The 23,273-nt window shown below is 38.7% G+C and carries 17 protein-coding genes; 11 read left to right on the top strand and 6 right to left on the bottom strand.

Annotated features, from left to right (window positions below; translation table 11 throughout):
* Positions 1–367 precede the first annotated feature (367 nt).
* The 11 genes from sbnA to accC all read left to right on the top strand — a co-directional run bounded on the left by sbnA (position 368) and on the right by accC (position 16,058).
* Complete coding sequence (gene sbnA, locus AOLE_RS07255; RefSeq protein WP_023274193.1) at positions 368–1,372, top strand: 2,3-diaminopropionate biosynthesis protein SbnA; 1,005 nt, start codon at positions 368–370, stop codon at positions 1,370–1,372.
* 21 nt (positions 1,373–1,393) lie between these two features.
* Positions 1,394–2,407: a 2,3-diaminopropionate biosynthesis protein SbnB gene (gene sbnB, locus AOLE_RS07250; RefSeq protein ID WP_013197460.1), complete on the top strand. Its 1,014-nt coding sequence runs from the start codon at positions 1,394–1,396 to the stop codon at positions 2,405–2,407.
* 71 nt (positions 2,408–2,478) lie between these two features.
* Positions 2,479–4,119 carry an IucA/IucC family protein gene (locus AOLE_RS07245; RefSeq protein WP_081399295.1) on the top strand — a complete coding sequence of 547 codons (1,641 nt, stop codon included), beginning with the start codon at positions 2,479–2,481 and terminating at the stop codon, positions 4,117–4,119.
* 3 nt (positions 4,120–4,122) lie between these two features.
* Positions 4,123–5,328 carry an MFS transporter gene (locus tag AOLE_RS07240; protein WP_013197458.1) on the top strand — a complete coding sequence of 402 codons (1,206 nt, stop codon included), beginning with the start codon at positions 4,123–4,125 and terminating at the stop codon, positions 5,326–5,328.
* Positions 5,325–8,852: an IucA/IucC family protein gene (locus AOLE_RS07235; RefSeq protein ID WP_013197457.1), complete on the top strand. Its 3,528-nt coding sequence runs from the start codon at positions 5,325–5,327 to the stop codon at positions 8,850–8,852. The genes AOLE_RS07240 and AOLE_RS07235 overlap by 4 nt, the downstream gene beginning before the upstream one ends.
* Positions 8,845–9,618: an HpcH/HpaI aldolase family protein gene (locus AOLE_RS07230; protein ID WP_013197456.1), complete on the top strand. Its 774-nt coding sequence runs from the start codon at positions 8,845–8,847 to the stop codon at positions 9,616–9,618. The genes AOLE_RS07235 and AOLE_RS07230 overlap by 8 nt, the downstream gene beginning before the upstream one ends.
* A gap of 152 nt (positions 9,619–9,770) precedes the next feature.
* Positions 9,771–12,005, top strand: coding sequence for a TonB-dependent receptor (locus AOLE_RS07225; protein ID WP_013197455.1), 2,235 nt, complete (start codon positions 9,771–9,773; stop codon positions 12,003–12,005).
* Between the two features lie 211 nt (positions 12,006–12,216).
* The gene (locus tag AOLE_RS07220) at positions 12,217–13,542 is read left to right on the top strand and encodes a Y-family DNA polymerase (RefSeq protein ID WP_013197454.1); all 1,326 of its coding nucleotides are present in this window, start codon (positions 12,217–12,219) and stop codon (positions 13,540–13,542) included.
* Between the two features lie 235 nt (positions 13,543–13,777).
* Complete coding sequence (gene aroQ / locus AOLE_RS07215) at positions 13,778–14,233, top strand: type II 3-dehydroquinate dehydratase (protein ID WP_004791768.1); 456 nt, start codon at positions 13,778–13,780, stop codon at positions 14,231–14,233.
* Between the two features lie 17 nt (positions 14,234–14,250).
* Complete coding sequence (locus tag AOLE_RS07210) at positions 14,251–14,670, top strand: acetyl-CoA carboxylase biotin carboxyl carrier protein (RefSeq protein ID WP_004791766.1); 420 nt, start codon at positions 14,251–14,253, stop codon at positions 14,668–14,670.
* Positions 14,671–14,687: 17 nt separating this feature from the next.
* Positions 14,688–16,058, top strand: a complete 1,371-nt coding sequence (accC, locus tag AOLE_RS07205) for an acetyl-CoA carboxylase biotin carboxylase subunit (protein WP_004791764.1) — start codon at positions 14,688–14,690, stop codon at positions 16,056–16,058.
* Between the two features lie 45 nt (positions 16,059–16,103).
* On the opposite strand, the gene AOLE_RS07200 is transcribed toward accC, so the two are convergent.
* The 6 genes from AOLE_RS07200 to AOLE_RS07175 form a co-directional block, all read right to left on the bottom strand.
* Positions 16,104–16,607, bottom strand: coding sequence for a hypothetical protein (locus AOLE_RS07200; protein ID WP_004791762.1), 504 nt, complete (start codon positions 16,605–16,607; stop codon positions 16,104–16,106).
* 155 nt (positions 16,608–16,762) lie between these two features.
* Positions 16,763–17,929, bottom strand: a complete 1,167-nt coding sequence (locus AOLE_RS07195) for an MFS transporter (protein WP_174435481.1) — start codon at positions 17,927–17,929, stop codon at positions 16,763–16,765.
* 466 nt (positions 17,930–18,395) lie between these two features.
* Complete coding sequence (locus AOLE_RS07190) at positions 18,396–19,424, bottom strand: Csu type fimbrial protein (protein WP_013197452.1); 1,029 nt, start codon at positions 19,422–19,424, stop codon at positions 18,396–18,398.
* Positions 19,415–21,823 carry a fimbria/pilus outer membrane usher protein gene (locus AOLE_RS07185; RefSeq protein ID WP_081399132.1) on the bottom strand — a complete coding sequence of 803 codons (2,409 nt, stop codon included), beginning with the start codon at positions 21,821–21,823 and terminating at the stop codon, positions 19,415–19,417. Before AOLE_RS07185 ends, AOLE_RS07190 begins: the two co-directional genes overlap by 10 nt.
* Positions 21,824–21,863: 40 nt before the next feature.
* Entirely contained in the window at positions 21,864–22,571 is a 708-nt protein-coding gene (locus tag AOLE_RS07180) for a fimbrial biogenesis chaperone (RefSeq protein WP_013197450.1), read from the bottom strand.
* A gap of 83 nt (positions 22,572–22,654) precedes the next feature.
* Positions 22,655–23,182: a Csu type fimbrial protein gene (locus AOLE_RS07175; protein ID WP_013197449.1), complete on the bottom strand. Its 528-nt coding sequence runs from the start codon at positions 23,180–23,182 to the stop codon at positions 22,655–22,657.
* Between the last annotated feature and the right edge of the window lie 91 nt (positions 23,183–23,273).

Here is a 23,273-nt window from a genome sequence, read left to right as displayed (position 1 = left end):
CCTCTCTTTTTATGCATTAAACCTCTCTATCATCTTTACAAAATAGTGATACACAAATTATGTGGGTCAGGTCATAAATTTTATTGCTTCAAAGTAATTTCAATCATCCGTCTTAATTAGATTAATTTTTTTAGCTAAAAAGTAATTTATTGCCTATCTAGTTATATTTAAAAAATTTATTAAATTCTAACTTTATAAAATATAAATATTACGATTCAAATAATTACACAAAAAAAATTAGTGAAAAATCCTATAAGTCCCCCCTATTTTGCGTTACAAACCGCAACAATCATGGCACAAATGGTAATAATAATTAAATTAATAATCATTATCATTCACATCACATAAAAACCTGAGAAGATCTACCATGATCCATAAAAATATTCTCGACTGCATAGGTAAAACGCCACTATTACAACTATCAAGGCTATTCACGCATCAATCGATCTCAGTGATTGCGAAAATGGAATTGTTAAACCCAGGAGGAAGTATTAAAGACCGTCCAGCATTATTCATGCTACAGGAAGGCTTAAAATCTGGAGTAATTCATAAAGATAGTCATATTGTTGAAAGTTCGTCAGGAAACTTAGCGATTGCCCTTGCAATGGCTTGCAAAATATATGGATTAAAATTTACTGCCGTTATTGACCCCAAAATTGCCTCAGCAAACCTACAAATGCTGAAGCTTTACAAAGCCAATATCGAAATGGTCTCTGAAAAAGACCAAAACGGCGGTTACTTAAAAACCCGAATTGACACTGTAAAACGGCTCTGCCAACAACTGCCAAATGCCGTCTGGATTAATCAATATGCCAATCCAAACAACTGGAAAAGCCACTATTTTGGTGAAGCAGAAGAAATCCTAAATCAAATTGATCGCAAGATTGATTACCTCGTGATTGGAGCAAGTACCTCCGGCACGATTATGGGCGTGTCTCGTCGCCTTAAAGAAAAGTTCCCAGAATTAAAAGTCATCGCTGTCGATATTGTCGGCTCTGTGCTGTTCGGTGGAACATCTGGTCCACGCGAAATTCCCGGTATTGGAGCAAGCACTGTCCCAGCTCTACTCTCCCCTGATGAAATTGATGATGTCATTTATGTAGATGACTATGAGTCGGCACTCGGTTGCAGAGAACTTCTTGAACACGAAGGAATCTTTGCTGGCGGTTCAAGTGGCTCATCAATTTCAGCCATCAAAAAACTAATTCCAACCATTCCTGATGGATCGTGCGTCTTAACGCTGTTGCCCGATCGCGGCGATCGTTATCTCGATCTGGTTTATGAAGATGAATGGTTCGAAATGATTAAGAAGCGTCACTTCAATCGAAACTTACGACGCCAAGAAAACCTTACTTTACAAAATGTTGTTTAACCTTCTCCTTAGGAAATATTCATGAGCAATTTGGCTACCCTTCGCTATTTAAGTCAATCAGATTTATTAAATCTTGGCGCAAATCATAGTAATTCATTTATTGAAGCGATTACTGAAGGTTTAACCCTGCATGCAAATAAACAGTTTGTTCAACCTTTAAAACCGTACCTTCGCTGGCAAGGTGCAGACCATATTGCTGACCGTATTATCGCAATGCCTTGTTATTTAGGCGGCAATGACCCGATTGCTGGCATCAAATGGATTGGCTCAAGACAACATAACCCTAAAAAATTCAATATTCCACGTGCTAGCGCGCTGATTGTTTTAAATGACTCAGAAACAAACTATCCGGTTGCAGTAATGGAAGGCAGCTTAATCAGTGCCATGCGAACTGCTGCAATTACGGGCGTTTCGATTAAGTATTTAGCGAAAAAAGACTTTTCTGACATTACCGTGATTGGCTGTGGACCAATTGCGCAAATGCAGATTAAGACGGTACTTGAACAATACGCTCAAGTGAAAAAAATCCATTTATTTGATGTGAACCCTGAAGCGGCTGAGAAACTCAAAGCGTTGTTCTTATCGGAATATCCGCATATAGAAATTGAAATTCATGACAGCCCTAAGTCTGCGATTCAGCAAGCTGATGTCCTCATTACCTGCACAGTCTCAGATAAGCCTTACATTCCATTTGAGTGGCTTAAAAAAGGATGCTTTGTTTCAAACATTTCAATTATGGACATTGAGCCAGAAGTCTTCTTAAAAGTGGACAAAGTAATTGTGGATGATTGGGACCAATCAAACCGAGAAAAGAAAGTCATCAATGTGCTGGTTGAAGATGGCTTATTCAGCCGTGAAAAACTACATGCTGAACTTGGCGACATCATTATTGGTCATAAAAACGGCCGCGAACACGAAGATGAAATCATTTTGCTCAACCCAATGGGCATGGCGATTGATGACATTGTCTGCGCTAAGTGGTTCTTCAATGCCGCACAAGAACAAAATGTTGGCACGGTTCTACCGCTTTTATAAGAATAGGAATAAATAAAATGTTAGATCGGATTTACACAGCACAACTACAAAAAACGATAGATGCACTCTACATGGAGAATTATGGAGATTTTAAAGATCATATTTCCTATAAAAAGCCTTATCTGGCAATTACTCTCAATGATGAGTTGGAGCTCTATTTCAACTGTTTAAAAGTAGATGGTGTAAATCCTTTCTATGTTACCCAACCCGAAGTTTTGCTTCATAACCTCTTAAACAATACGACAACTAAAATTTCGATTTCTGAAGTTTTTAACTATTTAACCCAAGCAACTTGGTGGCCTTCACCACACCATCAAAAAGCGATTAATTACTGGCTAGATAACTTAGTAACGGCTGAAAAAATTCCTCAAATTTTACAGTCAGCCCTTTCATTTTCTTCACCTTTAATCAAAAGCGAGTTGCTATCACTGGTCGCTGATCGTCCATTTCATCCATTCGCTCACTCAAAAGGTGAACTTGCATCACTCACAACTCAAAAAGAAATTGAGGTGTATTGGTGGGCTTTTAAGAAAGATGATGTGATCAATAATATGGAATCTGTTCCTCACAAAGAGCTTTTGTTATCAGAAGTTGAGGAAAGTCTTATTACTAACAAAATGGCTGAGCTTTCAGATGATTACTTAGCCCTGCCTTTGTTAGAGACTCAACATCGCTATTTAAAGCTTGATGAAAATAAGTATGAAGGTATTGACCTAAATCATGTCACCACAATTGGTTTACCGACTTCTTCTTTAAGAACGCTTATTCACAACACAAACCCTACTCTGCATTTAAAACTCTCGACCAATGCCAAAACATTAGGTGCAATCCGCTCTATGCCAGGCCGTTATTTAATGAATGGACATACGGCTTATGATTTTTTAAATGACGTTATTAATGAAACTTCTTTATTAAAAAATCGCCTCTTTTTGAGCAATGAAACCCACTGGTGGGTACTGGGTAAGCGAGAGCCGATTGTAAAAAATTTAGGTGTAATCGGTTGCCAAGTCCGACATTTACCTGATTTTTGCCGAGACAAAAACGTCACCCCAATCACTATGTCAGCTTTAAGCTGTACATATGTTGACCCTTGGGAAACTTTAGGCGTTGAAGGTGACAAATGGTCATTACTAAAAGACTTAAGTGTTCATTTTATTCAAACATTCTTAACACTTTGGGCAAAAGGAATCATGCCTGAATGCCACGGGCAAAACACCATGGTGTGTTATGAAAATAATAAGTTGAAATGCTTTGTTTTACGTGACCACGATACCTTAAGAATATGTACGACAGCCATTGAACAAAATGGTTTTACACCTCCGGTTTATACCATTGATACCAGCACGCCAAACAATCTTATCTTTACTCAAAATGAAGACTTATTTAACTACTTCATTACCTTAGGGATTCAAATTAACCTCTACCCGATTGCTTTAGCTGCTTTGAAATATACGGATCGTACAGAAAGCGATTTTTGGGAGATGGTTCAAGACATTATTCAAGATTTTGTAGAAACCCAACCCATTTCAGAACAAACAAAATCGCAAATTCAAACTTATCTTTTTGACAATAAGACTTGGCCATTTAAACAGCTACTTACGCCTTTACTTGCGCAAGAAAGCGACTCAACAGGCATGCCAAGTAAAATCGGAACCACGCCAAACCCTTATCACAGCTTATCTGTTTCTAGCTATGAGACCATGGATATCTAAATCATGCGCTCATCTCGCCTAGATCATTTCATTATTTTGCTCTGTCAGTTTTTTTCCACTTTTGGGCTCATGGTGCTGATTCCGATCATGCCGCTTTATATGGAAAAACTGACGGCGCATATGAGTGCTCCCACTATCTGGGCAGGTTTGGCACTCGCGGCTCCAGCTATTGGCAGTTTATTTACAGCACCAATTGTGGGTCATCTATCCGACACATTTGGCCATAAAAAAGCCTTGTTACTGTCTCTGGCTGGCTTCTGTATTTCAATACTGCTCATGGCAAGCGCCCAGCATTTATACCTATTTATTTTCGCGCGAATTTTACTCGGTTTTTGCGGTCTCTCAGTCATTTTAAATGCTTATGTTTCATATCTCTCGAATGAGCAAGAACGAGGCGCCGCTTTTGGACAACTGCAAAGTAGTGTTGCACTCGCTTGCCTATGTGGTCCCGTACTCGGCGGGATATTTATGGATCAATGGCGGGTTGAAGTATTACTTAACGCGACAGCTTTTGTTGTGATGACACTCATTGTGATCGCGTCATTTGTATTAACCAATCCCGTTAAAACCGAGGCTTCAAAAACTAAAGAGAAATCTAAGCTTCCAGCTTTCTTTGATAGAACGATTTTTTCATGGTTAAGCGCTGGCATTTTGGTTCAAGCGGGCGGCTTTGGTTTGGTGTCCTGCTTCGTTTTATACATTAGTGAAATAAGCCAAAGTACTCATTCATCGTTATCTGCTGCGAGTTTAACGGGAACCATTCATGCGCTTTCATGGGGAGCAGCCTTTATTGCTGCAACCTATTGGGGAAAAAGAAATGATGATAAAGGAGATTCTTTTAATAACTTCATTTACGCATCTTTAATTTGCGGCATCACGATTTTCGCATTGATCTGGGTTTCGAATATTTGGCTAGTTCTTGTATTACGACTCATACAAGGCTTTTGCTTTGCAGCCCTGATTCCTTCGATCTTACACACCATTTCTCTAAAAGCTGGCGCTCAAAGCCAAGGAAAAGTGATTGGTATTTCTAATAGTGCCTTTGTCTTAGGACAACTTATTGGCCCAATCACCATCACGCTCACCTACTCATTTTTCAATATTACCGCTGCACTAATCTGCACTTCACTATTTTTTATCGGTGCGGGATTAGTGGTGATTTTGAACAGATTCTTAATGGATACAATTTTAGAAGAGGCACAAGAATGAACTCAATTATTACAACAGATGCATGGTCTTATAAACTTTTCGAACAGTACCTGAATACTTTCTTTCGTGAACTCAAAGTGAATCTTGAAGAACACATTATTCCATCTCAAGACTCTCCTTTATTCACATTGTATGCAGAGCAACCAAACACACTGTATTTTGCTTATACGTTTAATTCATCTAACACGATTGTTTATGGCGCAGTTCAGCACTTATCGACCACTGGTTATCATCGATATCAGCGTGGTTTTGTTCTGCAAAATTTAAACGACAATACATTTAACTCACTCATCCACCCTAAAAAATTAGTGAAGCTCATTACAGATGAGCTGAATAGTCTATTTAAAGATAATAACCAAAATAAGAATCTGTATTCCGATATTGCCAATAGTATCGAGAATACAAAATTCTTTTTAGAAAATAAGCCTTCCCAATCAGCAACTAAAGCGTTAAGCAGTTTTCAAGCAACCGAACAAGGCATGCTATATGGACACCCTTTTCATGTGACCTCTAAAGCCAATTTAGGTTTCTCTAAAGAAGACATGAAAAAGTATAGTCCTGAGTTAGGCGCAAGTTTCCAACTCCATTACTTTGCGGTTCATTCTTCTCTAATCCAAAAACTTGTAAGTGAGACCGAACCTTCTCACCATATTGAAAATGAAGTTTTAGAAACGGCAAAAGAGCATTTGCAAGAGAACTTCACAAACTATGAGCTCATGCCAACCCACCCTTGGCAAGCTAATTTCTTACTTCAACATTCATCTTTAAAGAAACATTTAAACAGCCAAGACGTGATCTATCTGGGAGCTTTAGGTCAAACCGTATGGCCAACCTCATCCGTTCGCACCGTGTGGTTACCTCAATCGAACCTATTCTTAAAACTCTCTATTGATGTGCGAATTACCAGTTTCATTCGTAATAACCCAATGGATGAGATGGAACGCGCGATTGATGCGAGCAAAATTATTATTAATCACAAGATTAATGAGCAATATCCTGACCTTGTAATTCTGCCGGAGTTAGAGGCAAAAACAGTCAAAATCCCAGAGCTTGAAAGTTCATTTGGCATTATTTATAGAGCGGGGCTTACGCCAGAGGTATTAGAAAATACCCGAATGCTCGGTGGCTTGGTTGAAGAAAACGAAAACCATGAAATCCCGCTTTTAAGCTTTATTCAGCAAGCTGCACCGAATCAAAACTTACAATCGACCGATGCGAAAGACTTCATTACTTTCTGGTGGAAACAGTACGTTAAAGTTTCGCTTATTCCATTAGTTGAATTGTTTGCAAACAAAGGTATTAGCGTAGAAGCGCATATGCAAAACAGTCTAATGGAATTTAAAAACGGCTATCCACATCGCCTTATTCTTCGAGATATGGAAGGCATTAGCATTGTTCCAGAAATGATAGAAGACGACTCATCTATTTCTGAAGATAGTACTGTCTGGTTCTCTCAAAAAGATGCTTGGACCTTTTTAAAATATTACCTCTTAATCAACCATATTGCTCATCTCATCAGCGCAATTTCGCGAGTTACGGCCATTGAAGAATTTGAACTTTGGCAAGCCACCCGTCTTACCCTCACACAAGAAAACTTTACTGCCAAAGGCAAGCAGTACCGCGACTTATTAATTCATTCACTCACATTACCAATCAAGGCAAATATGTTAAATACGCTTTACCACAGTGGTGGCAATCCAATCTGGATTGAAGTTGAAAACCCTATTTATAAATATCGCGGCGCAGAAGCGCTTTGCCCTCTTCAACCAACACAACAAACCAATTATAAAACCCTCGCAGAAAATCGCGTGATGGGCCAATTACTAGAAGCGCTTATTTTTGAAAATACTTTTAAATACGAGTTTTCTAAAGGTCAGATCAAGTTCTATATTTCCGATACTGTTTTCTATACTTGTGCGGCTAAACGACACTTTAGTTTTAAACGAATTAAGTTAGATCCTTCAAGCTTAATCCGTTCTAATATTACGTTAGACGCTGAAACTCGCCCTAACTTAAAAACGCTACTTGCTGACCTCAAAAATATTATTGAAGCAGACCCAGTTAAATGGCAAAACTTTAATGATGAACTCAATTTAACTTACGTTAAACATGCGCAGACTTTGAGCCAAGCCCCTGCTCAACCTTTAAGAACTTTGCCGTACCTAGAACAAGAGGCACGCATCACCAACGCCCATTTATATCACCCAAGTTTTAAATCTCGTATCGGCTTCGATTTAAAAGAAAACCAAAAATATGCACCCGAGCTTTCTGAAGGTTTTACAGTCCAATGGGCGGCAACTCATAATAGTTTATGCAAACTGGTTTTAAGTGAAACCATTAACTTAGAACAGCTTTATAAACAGCATTTTTCAGAAAAAGATCTACAAGCCATTAACAATCAATTGAAAGAGCAACATGTAGATTTTAAAGATTATATTCTTACCCCAATTCACCCATGGCAGTGGGATAAAATTATTGAATTATATTATCAAGATGCAATCAGCAACCAACTGATCATTCCGTTAGATATTGAAGGTCCAACTTACTTACCACAGCAGTCGATTCGAACCTTGTCGAATATTAGTGATATTTCGGCGCTTTCTCTCAAGTTGGCAATGAACTTGGTCAATACTTCAACCTCTCGTGTATTGGCACCGCATACCGTTCAAAATGCGGCAAAAATGAGTGACTGGTTGTATAACATTGTTGAGCAGGACCATATTTTAGAGAAACAGCGTAAGCCAGTTATTTTAAGAGAGATTGGCGGTCTTTCAGTTAACCAGCCGATTGCGCTACCTGTTCAATACGGCGCACTCGCCTGCATTTGGCGCGAAAGTATTTACAGCTACTTAAAAGAAGGTGAATCGGCCACGCCAGTAACAGGTTTGATGCAACTCGATATTGACCAAAAACCTCTCATTGATGAGTGGATTCAAGAGTATGGTATCGAGTTCTGGTTAGAAAAATTACTCACCAATGCTTATCTACCAATCATGCATATTTTGTGGTGCCACGGTCTCGCTTTAGAATCACATGCGCAAAACATGGTACTGATTCATAAAAATGGCTTACCAGTTAAAGCGGCCTTGAAAGATTTCCACGATGGAATCCGTTTTAGTCGTCATCTTTTACGTGAGCCAGAGCTTTTACCTAACTTGCAAGATGCGCCAAAAGAACATGCCAAAATTAACCCGAACTCATTCTTAGAAACCCACTCTCCAAATGAGTTAAGAGACTTTACTCAAGATGCGCTGTGGTTTGTAAATCTGGCTGAGTTAGCAATTTTCTTAAATGAACATTATGACTTCGATGAAATCAAATTCTGGACCATGTTAAGAACCATCATCAATCAGCATAAAGAAGCTCATCCAGAGTTTAGCGAACGATATGAATTGTTTAACTTTACAGATGACACCATTGATATTGAACAACTCGCAAGCCGCCGTTTCCTTCCGGAAATTCGCTTAAGAGTACAAACTACACCAAACCCGCTCAGCCTTATTAAGGAAATTGAATATGAATAAGCATTCGATTTCTTTTAAGAAACGAATAGCAAATGGCGAGACGCTCTACGGAATCTTTTGTTCCGTAGCTTCGCCAATTAATGTCGAGCAACTAGCACTTGCGGGCTATGACTTTATTATTATCGACTTGGAACATACTTTATTTAGTACGTCTCAAGTCGAGACCATGATTTTAGCTGCTAGAGCCATGCCTCTTGATGTGTTTGTAAGAGTGCCGTTAAACGCGAACCATTTAGTTCTACCTCTGTTCGATGCAGGGGTAACGGGCATTGTGTTTCCGCGTATTGAAAATGCGGAGCAGGCTCAACAGGCGGTGAACTATTGCCACTATATGCCGCTTGGGCAAAGAGGACTCAACTCGACAAGGTTAAATCGATACGGCATGGATGATTTAGCGAGTTTTGTTCAACATGCAGCAAACGAAACGGTTGTCATTGCTATGATTGAAAGCTTAGAAGGACTACAACAACTAGATGAAATTTTAAAAGTAGAAGGTATTGATATTATTCTTGAAGGTGCTGCCGACCTTTCTCAATCGATGGGAATGCCGTGGCAAACTAGCCATCCAAAAGTGAAAGAAAAAGTTCAAGAGATGTATTTAAAGACTAAAAATAGTCAAAAGTATTTCTGTGCTATTCCTCGACAACCTGAAGATATTGCAGCGTGGAAACAACAATCCGTTCAGCTTTTTGTACTCGGGGATGACCGCAGCATTATACGCCGTGCCCATCAAAACCATCTAAATACCTTTAAGAGCATTTCATAACTGCTCACATCTTTTAGGGGAATAAAAGCCTATTCCCCTAATTCATTGAATAAATTTCAAATATATTATTTTAAAGCAATTAATAATATTGTTAATTACAATGATTCTCATTTATAATTCGGTCAATTTAAAATCACTCTCAGGGCGAGACAATGGGAAATAAGAAAAGTAATAAGCTTTTAACGAGGAAATCTGAAGTTAAAAATATCATTCCACTTCTTTCACTTGGTGGAGCCATTATTCTTTCAAACTCAGCATTTGCAGCTTCAACTTCTGATACCACAGAAACAGAAAAAAAGCCTGAAGCCCTTCCTACCATTACTATTGCAGCTACACGTGCAGATGAACTCTCTACCTCTGCCAAACAAGTCACCAAGTTAGATGAAAAACAAATTGAGCTTTTGAAAAATGGATCGTCTGGAAACATTGCGACTGTTTTAGCCAAAGCCGTACCGGGCCTATCGGACTCAAGCCGAACCATTACCGATTATGGTCAAACTTTACGTGGCCGTAATGCGCTTATCTTAGTCGATGGCGTTCCTATGAACCTTACACGTGATACAGCGAGAGGACTTTCAGCCATTGACCCTGAAAGTATTGCCAACATTGAAGTGATTCGTGGTAGTAACGCAATTTATGGTGGCGGCGCAGCGGGCGGTATTATTTCAATTACTACAAAAGCTGCCGGCGGTGAGCCTACGGCTAAAACGGTCGTTGGCCTACAAACACCACTTACAAATCTGCGTTCTAATGCTTTAAGTGGCGATATTCACCAATATTTCACGGGCAGTTTTAACGCTTTTGACTATGCGCTCGACTTTGGTTATCAACGTATTGGTAGCCCATACGATGCAAGTGGTGACCGTGTTGCACCTGAACCAAGTCAGGGCGACCTTTACGACTCAAATGGATATAGCATCGGTAGTAAGCTGGGTTATCACATTGATGACAACCAATATCTACAGTTTGCTGCAAATTATTATAATGCAGAGCAAGACTCAGACTATGCATCTGACCCAAGTGTAAAAAAAGCTCCAGCAGGAACTGTCCCAGCCAAAGCCATTAAAGGGCTAAAGCTCAAAGACCAAAATAAAAACGAAAACCAGATCTACAATTTGACCTATAACCATAAAGACTTTTTTGGTAATAAAGTTGATGCTCAAATTTATTACCGTGACTTCTTTACCCGTTTTTCACCGTTTGATGCTCGTGGCAATGCAAACCGCGGCAAACAAATCGACCAGATTTATCAAGAAAATAATGTACTCGGTAGCCGCTTAACTGTGACCACACCGCTTGAGTTTTTAGGCGATACCTCATTGGTTTGGGGTGGTGACTTCAGTCATGAAAAAAGCGAAATGCCTTTAGATATTTTCGACCCAAAAATTTATGATCAATCAGGTGGTCTAGAATTTGTAAAAACTGGCAAGCTCATTTATTTACCCGAACTTACCACGCAAAGTGTTGGTGGTTTTGTACAGTTAAAACACCGCTTTAATGACCAATGGTCAGCAGAAGCTGGTACACGCTATGAAGACAGCTACGCCCAAATTGATAGCTTTGTTCCATTATCACAATTAGGCAAGACTAACCCTTACACTGTTCCGGGCGGAAAAGTGAAAGCTGATGCATGGTTATACAATGCTAATGTGACTTTCTCTCCAAATGATCAAAACTCAATCTATGCATCGTTTAACCAAGGTTTCCAGTTACCTGATGTTGGTTTGATTATCCGTAATGCTGGTGAAGGTTTTAACCTTGGGTCATCATTCTTAGAGCCTGTAAAAGTAGATAACTATGAACTCGGCTGGAAAGGAAACTTCAATAACTTCTCATCAAGTTTAGCTGTATTCCACTCAACTTCTGACCTTGGTGCTGTGCAGTCTTTTAACAATGGTTTAGTACTGGCTAGAACCAAAGAAAAAGTCACTGGTGTAGAGGCAACTTTTGACTATCTTGACGATGCAAATGTTTGGGGAACTGGTGGTAGCGTTACTTGGATGAAAGGCCGTGAAAAACCTCAAAACGGTTCTGAACAAGACATGACAGGTTTCCGTATTCCCCCATTAAAACTCACAGCTTACGTTTCTTATAGTCCAACAGAAACTTGGACGAACCGCCTACAAGCAACTTACTTCGGTTCAGAAGATTATCGCTTAAATGGTGTAAATGGTTTTGGTCGCTACGATGTAAAAACATATACAACAGCAGATTTAATCAGTAGCTTTGCGCTTAACAAAAAAGACACTGTGACAATTGGTTTAGAGAATATGTTTAACCGTAAATACTATCCTCTTTATAGCCAATTATTAAGAACAAATGATAACACTAGCCATTTGGTGGCAAATGGTGCAACACTTAAAGTGACTTATAGTCATAAGTGGTAATCAAAGCTAACATAGAAGGATTCACAAAAAAGGAGATCAGCGCGATCTCCTTTTTTTATTAAAAAAATAAAGTTTTATCTTCGTTCCTTTGTAGGCTAAAAGCCGGCTGTCGGAACTCCCCTAGCTTTCCACTAGAAATTTTGTTAACTTGATTTTGTTACATATTCAAAATTATGTAGTTTTACCAATATTTTTAATGGGGCAAGTCAGAATGGACATCTCACACCGCGAAATTTACGCGCTTGTAGACATTAATAACTGTTATGTCAGTTGTGAGCGACTATTTGACCCCAAACTTATTGGCGTGCCCGTTGTCGTGCTTTCTAATAACGATGGATGTGTTGTATCACGCAGTGAAGAAGCAAAAAACATGGGTATAAAGATGGCAATCCCATGGTACCAAATTGAAGAAGAAGCTCTCCAAGCAGGCGTACACGTCTATTCAAGTAATTACACTTTATATGCTGAGATGTCTCGTCGCTTTTTTTCGGTTTTAGGTGAATTCTTCTCACCCGATGATTTAGAAGCTTATTCTATTGATGAATGCTTTATCCGTTTAACCCCTTATCTTCAATCTCTAGATATTCATTCTCATTGTGCCAAAGCAGTAGAAACCCTAGAAAAATGGTTAAGCTTACCTTGCTGTATTGGCATCGGATATTCCAAAACTCAGGCCAAGTTAGCCAATCACTATGCTAAAAAAATTAAAAGCTTTAATGGAATTTGTAATTTCACTACCTTAGATCCCCTACTGCTTGAAGACCTCATGCAACAAACTTCCGTCAAAGAAGTGTGGGGAATTGGCTACCAATTGGTCAAACAATTACGAAGCTATGAAATTTATTCATGCCTAGACTTAACTTTTGCCAATGAAAACCATCTCGCAAAAGCTTTCTCTGTGGTTATGGCACGTACTATTCGTGAGCTAAAAGGCCAATCCTGCATCCAACTTGATGATCCTGCCATCTTAACAAAACGAATTTTAGCATCACGAAGTTTCGCTCAAGCTTTATCCAGCATTGAGATTATTAAACAAGCGCTTATCTTTCATCTCAATCGTGCTCACCGGCGTTTAATGAAACAAGAACAGCTGTGTGCCTGTATTCAAGTCATGCTTTATGAAAAAACAGATAAACCACCTTATAAAAAAGCATCATCTCAAGCGATAGGTTTAACGTATGCAACAGATGACCTATGCATATTAACTAAAGCAGCCATGCAACAAATTGATGTTTTATATAAAGAAAATAAAAAGTACATTAAGATTGGAGTCTTATTTTGTGGTTTGCACGCCCGTCAACATCACATTGATGACTTATGGCAACCTCTTGAGTTGATTCAGCAAAGACAACAACTCATGAAAACCCTAAGTACAGTTCGTAATCGCTTCGGCAGTCATTATCTACAAGTCGGTTATCATTCCCGTAGTCCATCTTGGCATATGAAACAATGTCATCGTTCAAAAAACTATCTAACTCGATGGAATGAGCTACTTGTAATTGGAGAGAATTCTACAGCCGTTACACAAAATACATGAACTGTTTTTGTCAATTCAGTTTAAAATGAGCTTCATTAAATTACTTGAAATTTTGTCATTTTTTAACATTGCTAAATCATCGCAAAATTTACAATATATAAGCCGAATTTGGTATACCCTTTCTGCGACAATTAAAACAAATTATAAAAAAATTGTAGAAACATATGCCATAATAAGCAAACTTTGCAGACATCTTGCAAAGAATATTTGCAACTTTAGAGCTGGAGCAATCTGAATGAGTTCGACCATTTTGGTGATTCATGGACCGAATTTGAATTTGCTGGGAAAACGCGAACCAGAAGTATATGGTCATCTTACCTTAGGTGATATTAACCAACAACTCGTTATCCAAGCTCAAAACGCATCAATTACATTAGATACTTTTCAAAGCAATTGGGAAGGTGCCATTGTTGACCGTATTCATCAGGCACAAACCGAAGGCGTAAAACTTATTATTATTAATCCTGCGGCCCTCACCCATACTTCCGTTGCTCTACGTGATGCCCTACTCGGCGTTGCCATTCCATTTATTGAAGTACATTTGTCGAATGTCCATGCAAGAGAAGCATTTAGACATCATTCATATTTATCCGATAAAGCAATTGGCGTGATCTGTGGTCTTGGTGCAAAAGGTTATAGTTTTGCACTCGATTACGCTATTGAAAAAATTCAACCATCTAACCCAAACTAGTTTAGGAATAGTCGCCCATGGATATCCGCAAAATTAAGAAACTCATCGATTTAATGATTGAGTCTGACTTGCAAGCGATTGAAGTTAAAGAAGGTGATCAATCAATCGCTTTAACTCGCCGTAGTCCAGTCGTTGCTGCGGCTGGTGTAGCACTTCCGGCAGCTCCTGTTGCAGCAGCACCAGTAGCAAAAACACCACGTGGAGCAGTTGAAACCTCTCCAATGGTTGGCGTGTTCTACGCTGCCCCAAGCCCAGGCGAAGCACCATTTGTTAAAGTAGGTCAAACTGTATCTGCTGGTGAAACTTTGGGTATTATTGAAGCAATGAAAATCATGAACCCAATTGAAGCAACTCAAAGTGGCGTGGTTGAAGAAATTTTAGTGAAAAATGGCGATGTAATCCAATTCGGTCAACCTTTATTCCGTTATCGCGCGTAATTACCTCGGGGACGTCTATGTTGCAAAAAGTTTTAATTGCAAACCGTGGTGAAATCGCTTTACGAATTACCCGGGCTTGCAAAACATTAGGAATCAAGACTGTTGGTATCTATTCAGATGCCGATAAAGACTTGATGCATTTACGTTTTGTTGATGAAGCAGTATGTATTGGTCCCGGTGCAAGTAGTGATAGCTATTTAAACATCCCGGCAATTATTACTGCTGCAGAAATTACCGGTGCCGATGCTATTCATCCTGGCTATGGTTTTCTTTCAGAAAATGCTGAATTTGCTGAAATTGTAGAAAGTTCAGGTTTTACTTTTATTGGTCCACGTCCAGAACACATTCGCCTTATGGGGAACAAAGTTTCTGCGATTGTTGCCATGAAAAAAGCTGGTGTACCTACTGTACCTGGTTGTGACCATGCTGTAACCATCCACAATGCCCTTGCAGAAGCTAAAGAAATCGGTTTCCCGCTTATTGTTAAAGCGGCATCTGGTGGCGGTGGACGCGGTATGCGTATTGTTGAGCGTGTAGATACACTACTTGAATCAGTTCAAGCAGCTCAGCGCGATGCAGAGATGTGGTTTGGTGATGATACCGTTTACATGGAACGCTTCCTACAGAAACCTCGCCATGTTGAAGTGCAAGTTCTTGGTGATGGTAATGGCCATGCGATCCATTTATATGACCGCGACTGTTCATTACAACGTCGTCACCAAAAAGTGTTAGAAGAAGCACCTGCACCAAATCTACCAGAGCAAGCTCGAGCTGATATCTTAGAAGCATGTGTTCATGCATGTCAGTTAATGCAATATCGTGGCGCTGGTACGTTTGAATTTCTATTTGAAGATGGTGAATTCTTCTTTATCGAAATGAACACTCGTGTTCAGGTAGAACACCCTGTTACTGAAATGGTTACTGGTGTTGATATTATTGAGCAACAATTACGTATTGCAGGCGGCCTAGGACTAGAGCTTCAACAAGAAGACATCAAAGTTAATGGTCACGCAATCGAATGTCGTATCAATGCTGAAGATCCAACAACTTTCTTACCTTCACCAGGTAAAATTGAAAGTTTCTATGCGCCAGGCGGTGCTGGTATTCGTTTAGATTCTCATATCTACCCAGAATATAGCATTCCACCTTACTATGACTCTATGATTGCTAAATTGATTTCTCATGGTAAAGACCGTGAAACATCACTTGCTCGTATGCGTCAAGCCTTAGATGAAATGATCCTTACAGGAATTAAAACTAATATTCCTCTACATAAAGATCTCATTTTGCAAGATAAGAGCTTCTGTTCTCAAGCAATGGACATCCATTACCTTGAAAAGCACTTGTTAAAGCAATTGGAAGAAAAGAAGAAAGCTGAAACTGCATAATAAAAAAGCCTCTTATACGTAAGAGGCTTTTTTATATCCATTACTTTATGGTAGGACTCTACGTAAAGTCGCAAAACACTGCTCACCCTTAGCAGTTGAACAGAAGTTGATAGTATGGTCATTTTTCCACTGTACAAAATACTGAGAAACATCACCTGTTTGATCTTGTTTCTGACCTGAACAATCTACTTTATTATTATCAAATTTAATTTGCATCACTAAAGCAGCTAACTGTTCTTTAGGGTCATCAGATGGTTGATATTCATATAAGCCGTATGACCATTCTTGGCCACTTTTGATCACTACATCATTACTACTGCGGAAGTTATAATATTCCACACATTTCTTATTATTTGGAATTTCCATTCCCCATAATCCCATAATTTCAGGACGCGTAACAATACGTATAGCATTAGGATTACTTGCAGTCCGAACGGGTTGTTCGGCTGGCTGTTGAGTAGCCGTTTCTGCCACAGCTAAACCAGAACAAGCCCACAATAATCCAATAATATAAATATTTTTCATAGATTTATTAATCATTAAACGCATGAAGTTAAGTTAGCATATTTTTTGACAAAATCACTGCTCCATAACCATATAAAAACAATATTTTTCAACTGTAACGTGCTACAACAAGTCATCAAACAATTTTATATTTACTTGCTTTTTTCAATGTAAATCATTTGTTTTAGATTATCTCAAGCTTAGACAGCTGAGGAATCGACTTGTTTCGGAAGCCGCATTACAAAGCACAAACCTAACAGCACAACCACACTGGCACACATAAAGATGAGTTCACCAGAAAGAATTTTCCAGAAATGCCCAGCCAGAACACTACCAAAAGCGACACCCAGCCCCCACATGGTGCTGTAAAGAGCTTGTCCACGCCCTTGTTGTCCAGCAGAGAAGTTTTGAAAAATAACTCTCATTGCAATTAAGTGAAATAAACCAAAACTAAAAGCGTGCAAACACTGTGCAAAAAGCTGACCAACAAAGTAATGTGAAAATAGTGCAACAAGCATCCAACGTATGCTCGTCACGAGCAAACACACAACCACTAAACTACGCCACGAAAAACGTTGAAAAATCTTTGAGGCAATTGAAAACATAAAAATTTCAGCAAAAACCCCCATCGCCCATAAAAATCCAATTTCAGTCGTACTGAAATTCAAAGATTTCAGAAAGTTACTATAAAAGCTATAAAAAGGTGCATGTGAAAAAAGCAAAATAAATTCAATTGTGAAAAATGCAGCTACTGTCGGGCGCTTTAATACAGGAAGTAAAGGCTCTAACTTTTTCTGTGATGTAGGTGCACCATCCGGTTCTCGAATGGTAAAAGACCAAATAAATGCTAATGAAGCAATAATTAATAATAAAATTGGAAGCATCGAAATGGGTACTATTTCCAGAAGTGCACCAATAACAAAAACACCGACAATAAATCCAACAGATCCCCACTTACGAATTTTGCCATAAAGTTTAGCTTTTTGATCACCCAACCAAAATAAAGTAACCCCTTCAAATTGAGCTAAAATAGCATTTTGGAAGAAGCTAAAAATAAGCATGAGTAAAGCTATGGATTGAAAAGTATTTGGTACTATAAAAATAGCTAACCATATACATGATTCCATCCAAGTAGCCAGCCGCACTAACAGCATTCGCTTACCAGATTTGTCGGCAACCCATCCCCACACTAAAGGCGCAAAAAAACGAGTTACAATCGCAATTGATGATAAAATACCAATTTCCTGATAATTAAACCCTTGATCTTGAAGATATAAATTCCAATAAGGCATGAACGTACCAACAATGGAATAGTAAAAAAAGTAGAATCCGCCGAGTCTGGTTTGGATTGTAAATGGTTGGAACAAGTTGTAAACCTTAGTAGTTTCAATAGGTTAAAATTCGAGATAATTGTATATTCAAAGCATCCCAACCCCATAATTTTAACACTTTGTTTTCCAATACAAATAACTAAATTATTAATAACCAACTTCGCTTCTAAAAGCTTTTTTTATTGATAAGAAAGACTAAATGAATATAAGACAACTGTAATTTAATTTGTACAATCTGTTAACTTGTGTAAAAATACATTTAATATTCATAGGGTATTTATTCATCAGATGTTTTTTCTTATTTTTTTAATTTGTCTTTTTCTATTTTTACTTATTCTAAAACAACATTACCGTTGATCACCTTTTTACGTCTATCTTTTCTTTAAAAGCTTTTACAGTATCTTCAAATTAGAACAATTAAAAAATCAAATCTAAATCTCATGACTATTCGCATGAGCAACCCAATATAAAAACAGACTCAATATCAAATTCCAACAGATTATTAATAAGTTACTGTAACAACTATCGTATCTGAGTAATTACCAGGTGTCGTTGAAATAGCTGTACCCTGCGGAATTTTTCCATAGACATTTGTACTTTGGGCAGTGCCTGAGCCTGTTTTAGAAACACCTCCAGAACCTCCAACCGTGGTTACACCACCAGTAGTGTCCCATACCGTAGAATAAGTCGAGTTCTGATACAGCTGGTAAGGGATATATTGACTACTACCATTTGTCATACGTCTAAAGCCTCCAGCAATACGGTTAATTCCATCCCCCAAGTAAATACTATATGAGGTTCCATTGTTACACGTTGTATTCACTGCACCTTGTGCCGTGTAATCACGACTCGTCGTACCAATATCATTGATATTGCCAAAATCTACATTTGATGTGGAATCTAATTGGCACATACTCGGTACAACATAATTAGCAGTGATAGTGGCATTGCCTGAGTCCCATCCGCCTCCGCTATCTCCTTCACAGACAGTGCTAGAGCTTGCTTGCATATCCCAAAAAAGTTGAACCGTACCCGTATATGTCCCTTTAGGATAGGCAATAAGAGACCCTGTGCGGGCTGGGACTTTTACATTTACCGAGTAACTAATAATATTATTTGAAGCGACCGTTCTCACTGGACCATACCAAAAATTTGAACTTTGGTTAGTGGTAGAAGATCCAGCACCACCTACGGTTGCTGTGACGGTGTAAGGTAATGAAACGCTGTTATTAGTATTTGTAGTTCCCGTAAATACGGTTTTCATGCACATATAACCTGAAATTTCAGGAGTAGTACGCCCGCCAAGACAGCTAATCGTGCCAGAGAAGTTGATGTTTGCATCACTATTAATGGTAGCAGCCGTATAGGTATAAGTACTATTAGTTGTTCCCGTTACCGTACAAGCCGCATGTGCAGAGCTAAAAAATGCATATAATATAAAAAACAGAACAGGTGCTAAAATATACTTTATGGCCAATGAAAACTTTTCACTCTTCATCCAAAAACTATGACTCGCAGTAGTTATCGACATACATAAGACCCCAATTTTTTAGCACTGTATTGCTTATTTTCATACGCAAAATTAACTTGGCATGAGCCATGATCCAGAAGATCGACTTCAAGCTTGTTTTGTTTTAATAGGTTTTGAATAAATACTTCACCGTCATAGCCAACCACCCCATTTTGTTGCTCATTAATTCGAACCGTATAACCTGGTAATAAAGGTGAATTGTTGGCATCAACAAGTTTCACTAATCCAGAAATGACCTGATGAGCGCCGAAGTCAATCAAAGCTCCTTGGCGATAACCTACAAATGCTGTTTGGTTAGTGGATTTAACATCCCACTCTAAAGGTAAATATGATGGATCTAGATAGATATGATGAAGCTGATAAGGTCTTAAATTTGCAATTAAGAATCGACCGGTTCCATCAGTTGCTCCTAAATTTACCCCACCATTTAAAATTTGGCTTTGTGGCCCAGCATTGGTTACGACTGCGTAGCCATCTCCAATTTCATTGGCTGCAAAGACTCGTCCTGCTGCTGCAACCAATGATCCTGTCGCTGAAAGCGCAACTTGGTCGTTATCCCCAATTCGGTTGTATCGACCTGTCAGGTAAGCCGCCCGAGCACGGTAAGAGGCATAGACCGATGCATTGTTCTGATTCGCATCCTGATCACGCTCAACATAGCCTCCCCAGCCAAATGCACCAATTTGTGGATCGCTAAATCCATTTATTTCTTGTCTATAGGTTGTTTTACCACTTTCATTAGAAATACTTGTAATCGCATTGACTCGGCTAGAGGGTGTGTAGCGCAGCGCAAAGTAAATGCCATAGTCTTTTTGGTTTTCATAATCTTTATATGCTGATGCATAAAAGCCCCAGTTTTTGTTTAGACTCCCACTTAGGTTTGTAGAGAGTAATTTATAAGAATTGTCGCTATATTTGATCTGGTTATAACCCAAATAAACGCCATAGCCTGCGTAAAAATTATAGTTAATTCCTGCCCTAAAAATCTCATCAGCCAGCGCACTGTAGCTTAAATAATTTTTGGGTTCATCATCGGATTGATTATCTTTTAAATATCGAATTTGAGACACGCGGGCAAGGTCAAAGTAATTATCAAATACCTTACGGTAACTGGTATTAAACGAAATGTTCTTACTGATACGTCCTTCTAAGCCAAGCAAAGCAGAATAACCGTTTTCATCTTTATACTGGCTCGCTGCGATGTCAGCATTAATCACCCCAAAGCCAAATAGGTTCTTGGCAAAACCAGTGCCCAAGTTTGTTAGGCCATCTGTTGAAGCCTCTGCACCACCACTTAAGGTCAGTGAGTTACTGTAACCGTATCGAATCGCACCCGAAGCAAAAGTGGCATCATCATAATTGTTTGAATATAGTCCATAGTTATAGCGTGGAATACCAACATCTACTGAGAATTCATTAATGCCTTTTGCCAGAATTTTGGATGAAAAATAGTAAGCCTGTTTTGTAATGCTCTGCTGACCCGTTGCATCAGTAGTCACAAGAGTGACTTCATTACCTGAAATAAACGGGAGCTGCTTAATATCAAACGGGCCTGAAGGCACAAACCCTGAATAAATCTTTTGCTGGTTAACGTATAAATCTAAAGTCGAAGGAAGTGCAGCCGAACCTGAAAATTGCGGTAGTGCCGAGGTAACAAGATCACCTCGTTGGGTGTAAGCACTCGACCACTGGAAACCTGCCAGACGTACACTACTCCCCCAGTCAGAACTATTGGAAATAAAATCCCCTAAGGTATATATCCTGATCTTTTCAGGGTCTACGTACTGCCACTTACTTTCTAGTCGTACCCACTTTTCATGACTATAACTATTTTCATTACTACCGTTGTATAAAACGCCTGAAGAAAAGTTACCGATTGCGCTGTTAAAGATCCCTTCTGCCGAACCTGAGAAAACATTCTCGTCATTGGTTATGGTGTTATACAGACTATAGTTCAGGATAGCCGCATTTAAGGGCTTCATTTTTAGCAAATGAGGGCTGGTGATCTGCTGGCCATTTAAGTCAACTGAATAATCCGTCAACATGTTCGACGGAACTTGTAAATTTAGAGCCTGTTCATTCTCTAGATATTTAAAACGGATTCCTTTTAATTCATCAATACACACCCATTGGTTATCAGGAGTCTGCTCATCCATTTTCACCCTTAAAACTTTCAAGTCACGAGAACGAATATACAGCTTTCTATCTTGATCTTGGCGCACCGAGATCAAATCTGTTGAAATACTCGAATTAATAGAAATCTTTAAGAAAAGCTGTGTATACGCTTTATCAGAGATGAATACCTGATGAGAAGAGTTTGTAACTTCCGGAATACTTGGTAAAGCAGCATTGGTGCTATCTTGCAATGATTCAGCAAAAGCATGAATCGGCAAGTACATAACACATAAGGCACTTACGAGATATTTCATGTGTGCCTCTTTAAAGAGATGTTTGCTTACCGTTAATATTCAATGAAATATTATATTTATGATCCGTTTGAAATTTAAAATCAGGACTAATATTAAAATTTCTTGCTTTGCCAGCAAGAATATAACCATTCACCGTATTTACTTTAATGGCATAGCTTTTATTCGCTGTTGTATCAACAAGCGTTAAATTGCTTAAAAGTGCATGTCGATTTCCAACATTATTAATTATAAGAGAGGAATTATTTTGCTCTTGTTGTATTGACCAAGTAAGTTTAGTAATTGCATCTTTATTGACTACAAATAAAGGCAATGACGAACGTAGTAGTACATTAACGCCCTGATCCACTTTACGGTTATCAATCGGTTTTGGTAGTTCATCAATAATTATACGATAGGTTTGCTCACCAGAAACTGGTACTGGATTAATTCTAACTACACGTAAGTTATAAGAATCATTAGGTTGTAATTTTAAAAATGGTGGACTAACCGCAATCTCATCTGTAGGTATTAATTGATCTTGCCCAGCATTTTGGCGCCATTCAAATACACGTACCTGCAAATCACTGCTTTCATTCGACTGGTTATATAAACTAATTGAAGAAGCCGATTGATCGCTTAATATTTCAACACTTACAGGCGAAAGACGAATTGATGCAGCATTCAGCATACTAGGCAAAAATAATAATAAACTTGTAGTAACAAAGATATTTTTTCTCATGATTTGCCCAGAAAGACTTTTCTCAAATTAGGCTAGCTCTCTAAATCAAGAGCTAGCAATGACACAATAAAACTTATTAAAAATTAGTAAGTCACTGTTACTGTTACTGTGTCAACATAGCTACCAGCACTTGGTAAAGTTGAGCCAGCTGGAATACGACCATAGACGTTAACTGTTTGTGGCACACCAGTACCAGTACCGCTATAAGCAGTAGTTGCAATACCAATTGCTGTTGCACGGTTAGTGTCAGAGAAAAGGTTGTAAGGAATATATTCGTTGCTAGTTGCACCACCAATCATACGACGTTGAGTCGTTTGAGCATTTTTGCCAGCATCAAAAGCTAAAGTCCATGGCACAGTGTTGTTACATAAAACTTTAATTGCAGTACCACCTGTTGTTGTTGTGTCTGCATCTACGTTGCTCGCAAGAGAACTTAAAGTACCAAAATCTAAAACTGCGTTAGCTGTTGTACCTGTAGCTGAAGTATTCAATACACAGCTATTTGTAATTGTTGCTTTAACAGTCAAAGTACCTGTTGCAGTTGCAGCATTTGCCGCATTGATAGACATTAAACCCAAAGTAATTACTGATAAAATGAGAGACTTTTTCATGGTTAAAAACCTTTTTACATTACGCCAATAAAATTAATAGATGTAAAAACTAGCCTTCCCCATCACAATCACTAGCTTTTCTGATTGTTTT

This window comes from Acinetobacter oleivorans DR1, from assembly GCF_000196795.1.
In the GTDB taxonomy this organism is placed as follows: Bacteria; Pseudomonadota; Gammaproteobacteria; order Pseudomonadales; family Moraxellaceae; genus Acinetobacter; species Acinetobacter oleivorans.
This window is presented reverse-complemented; position numbering and strand designations above follow the sequence as displayed.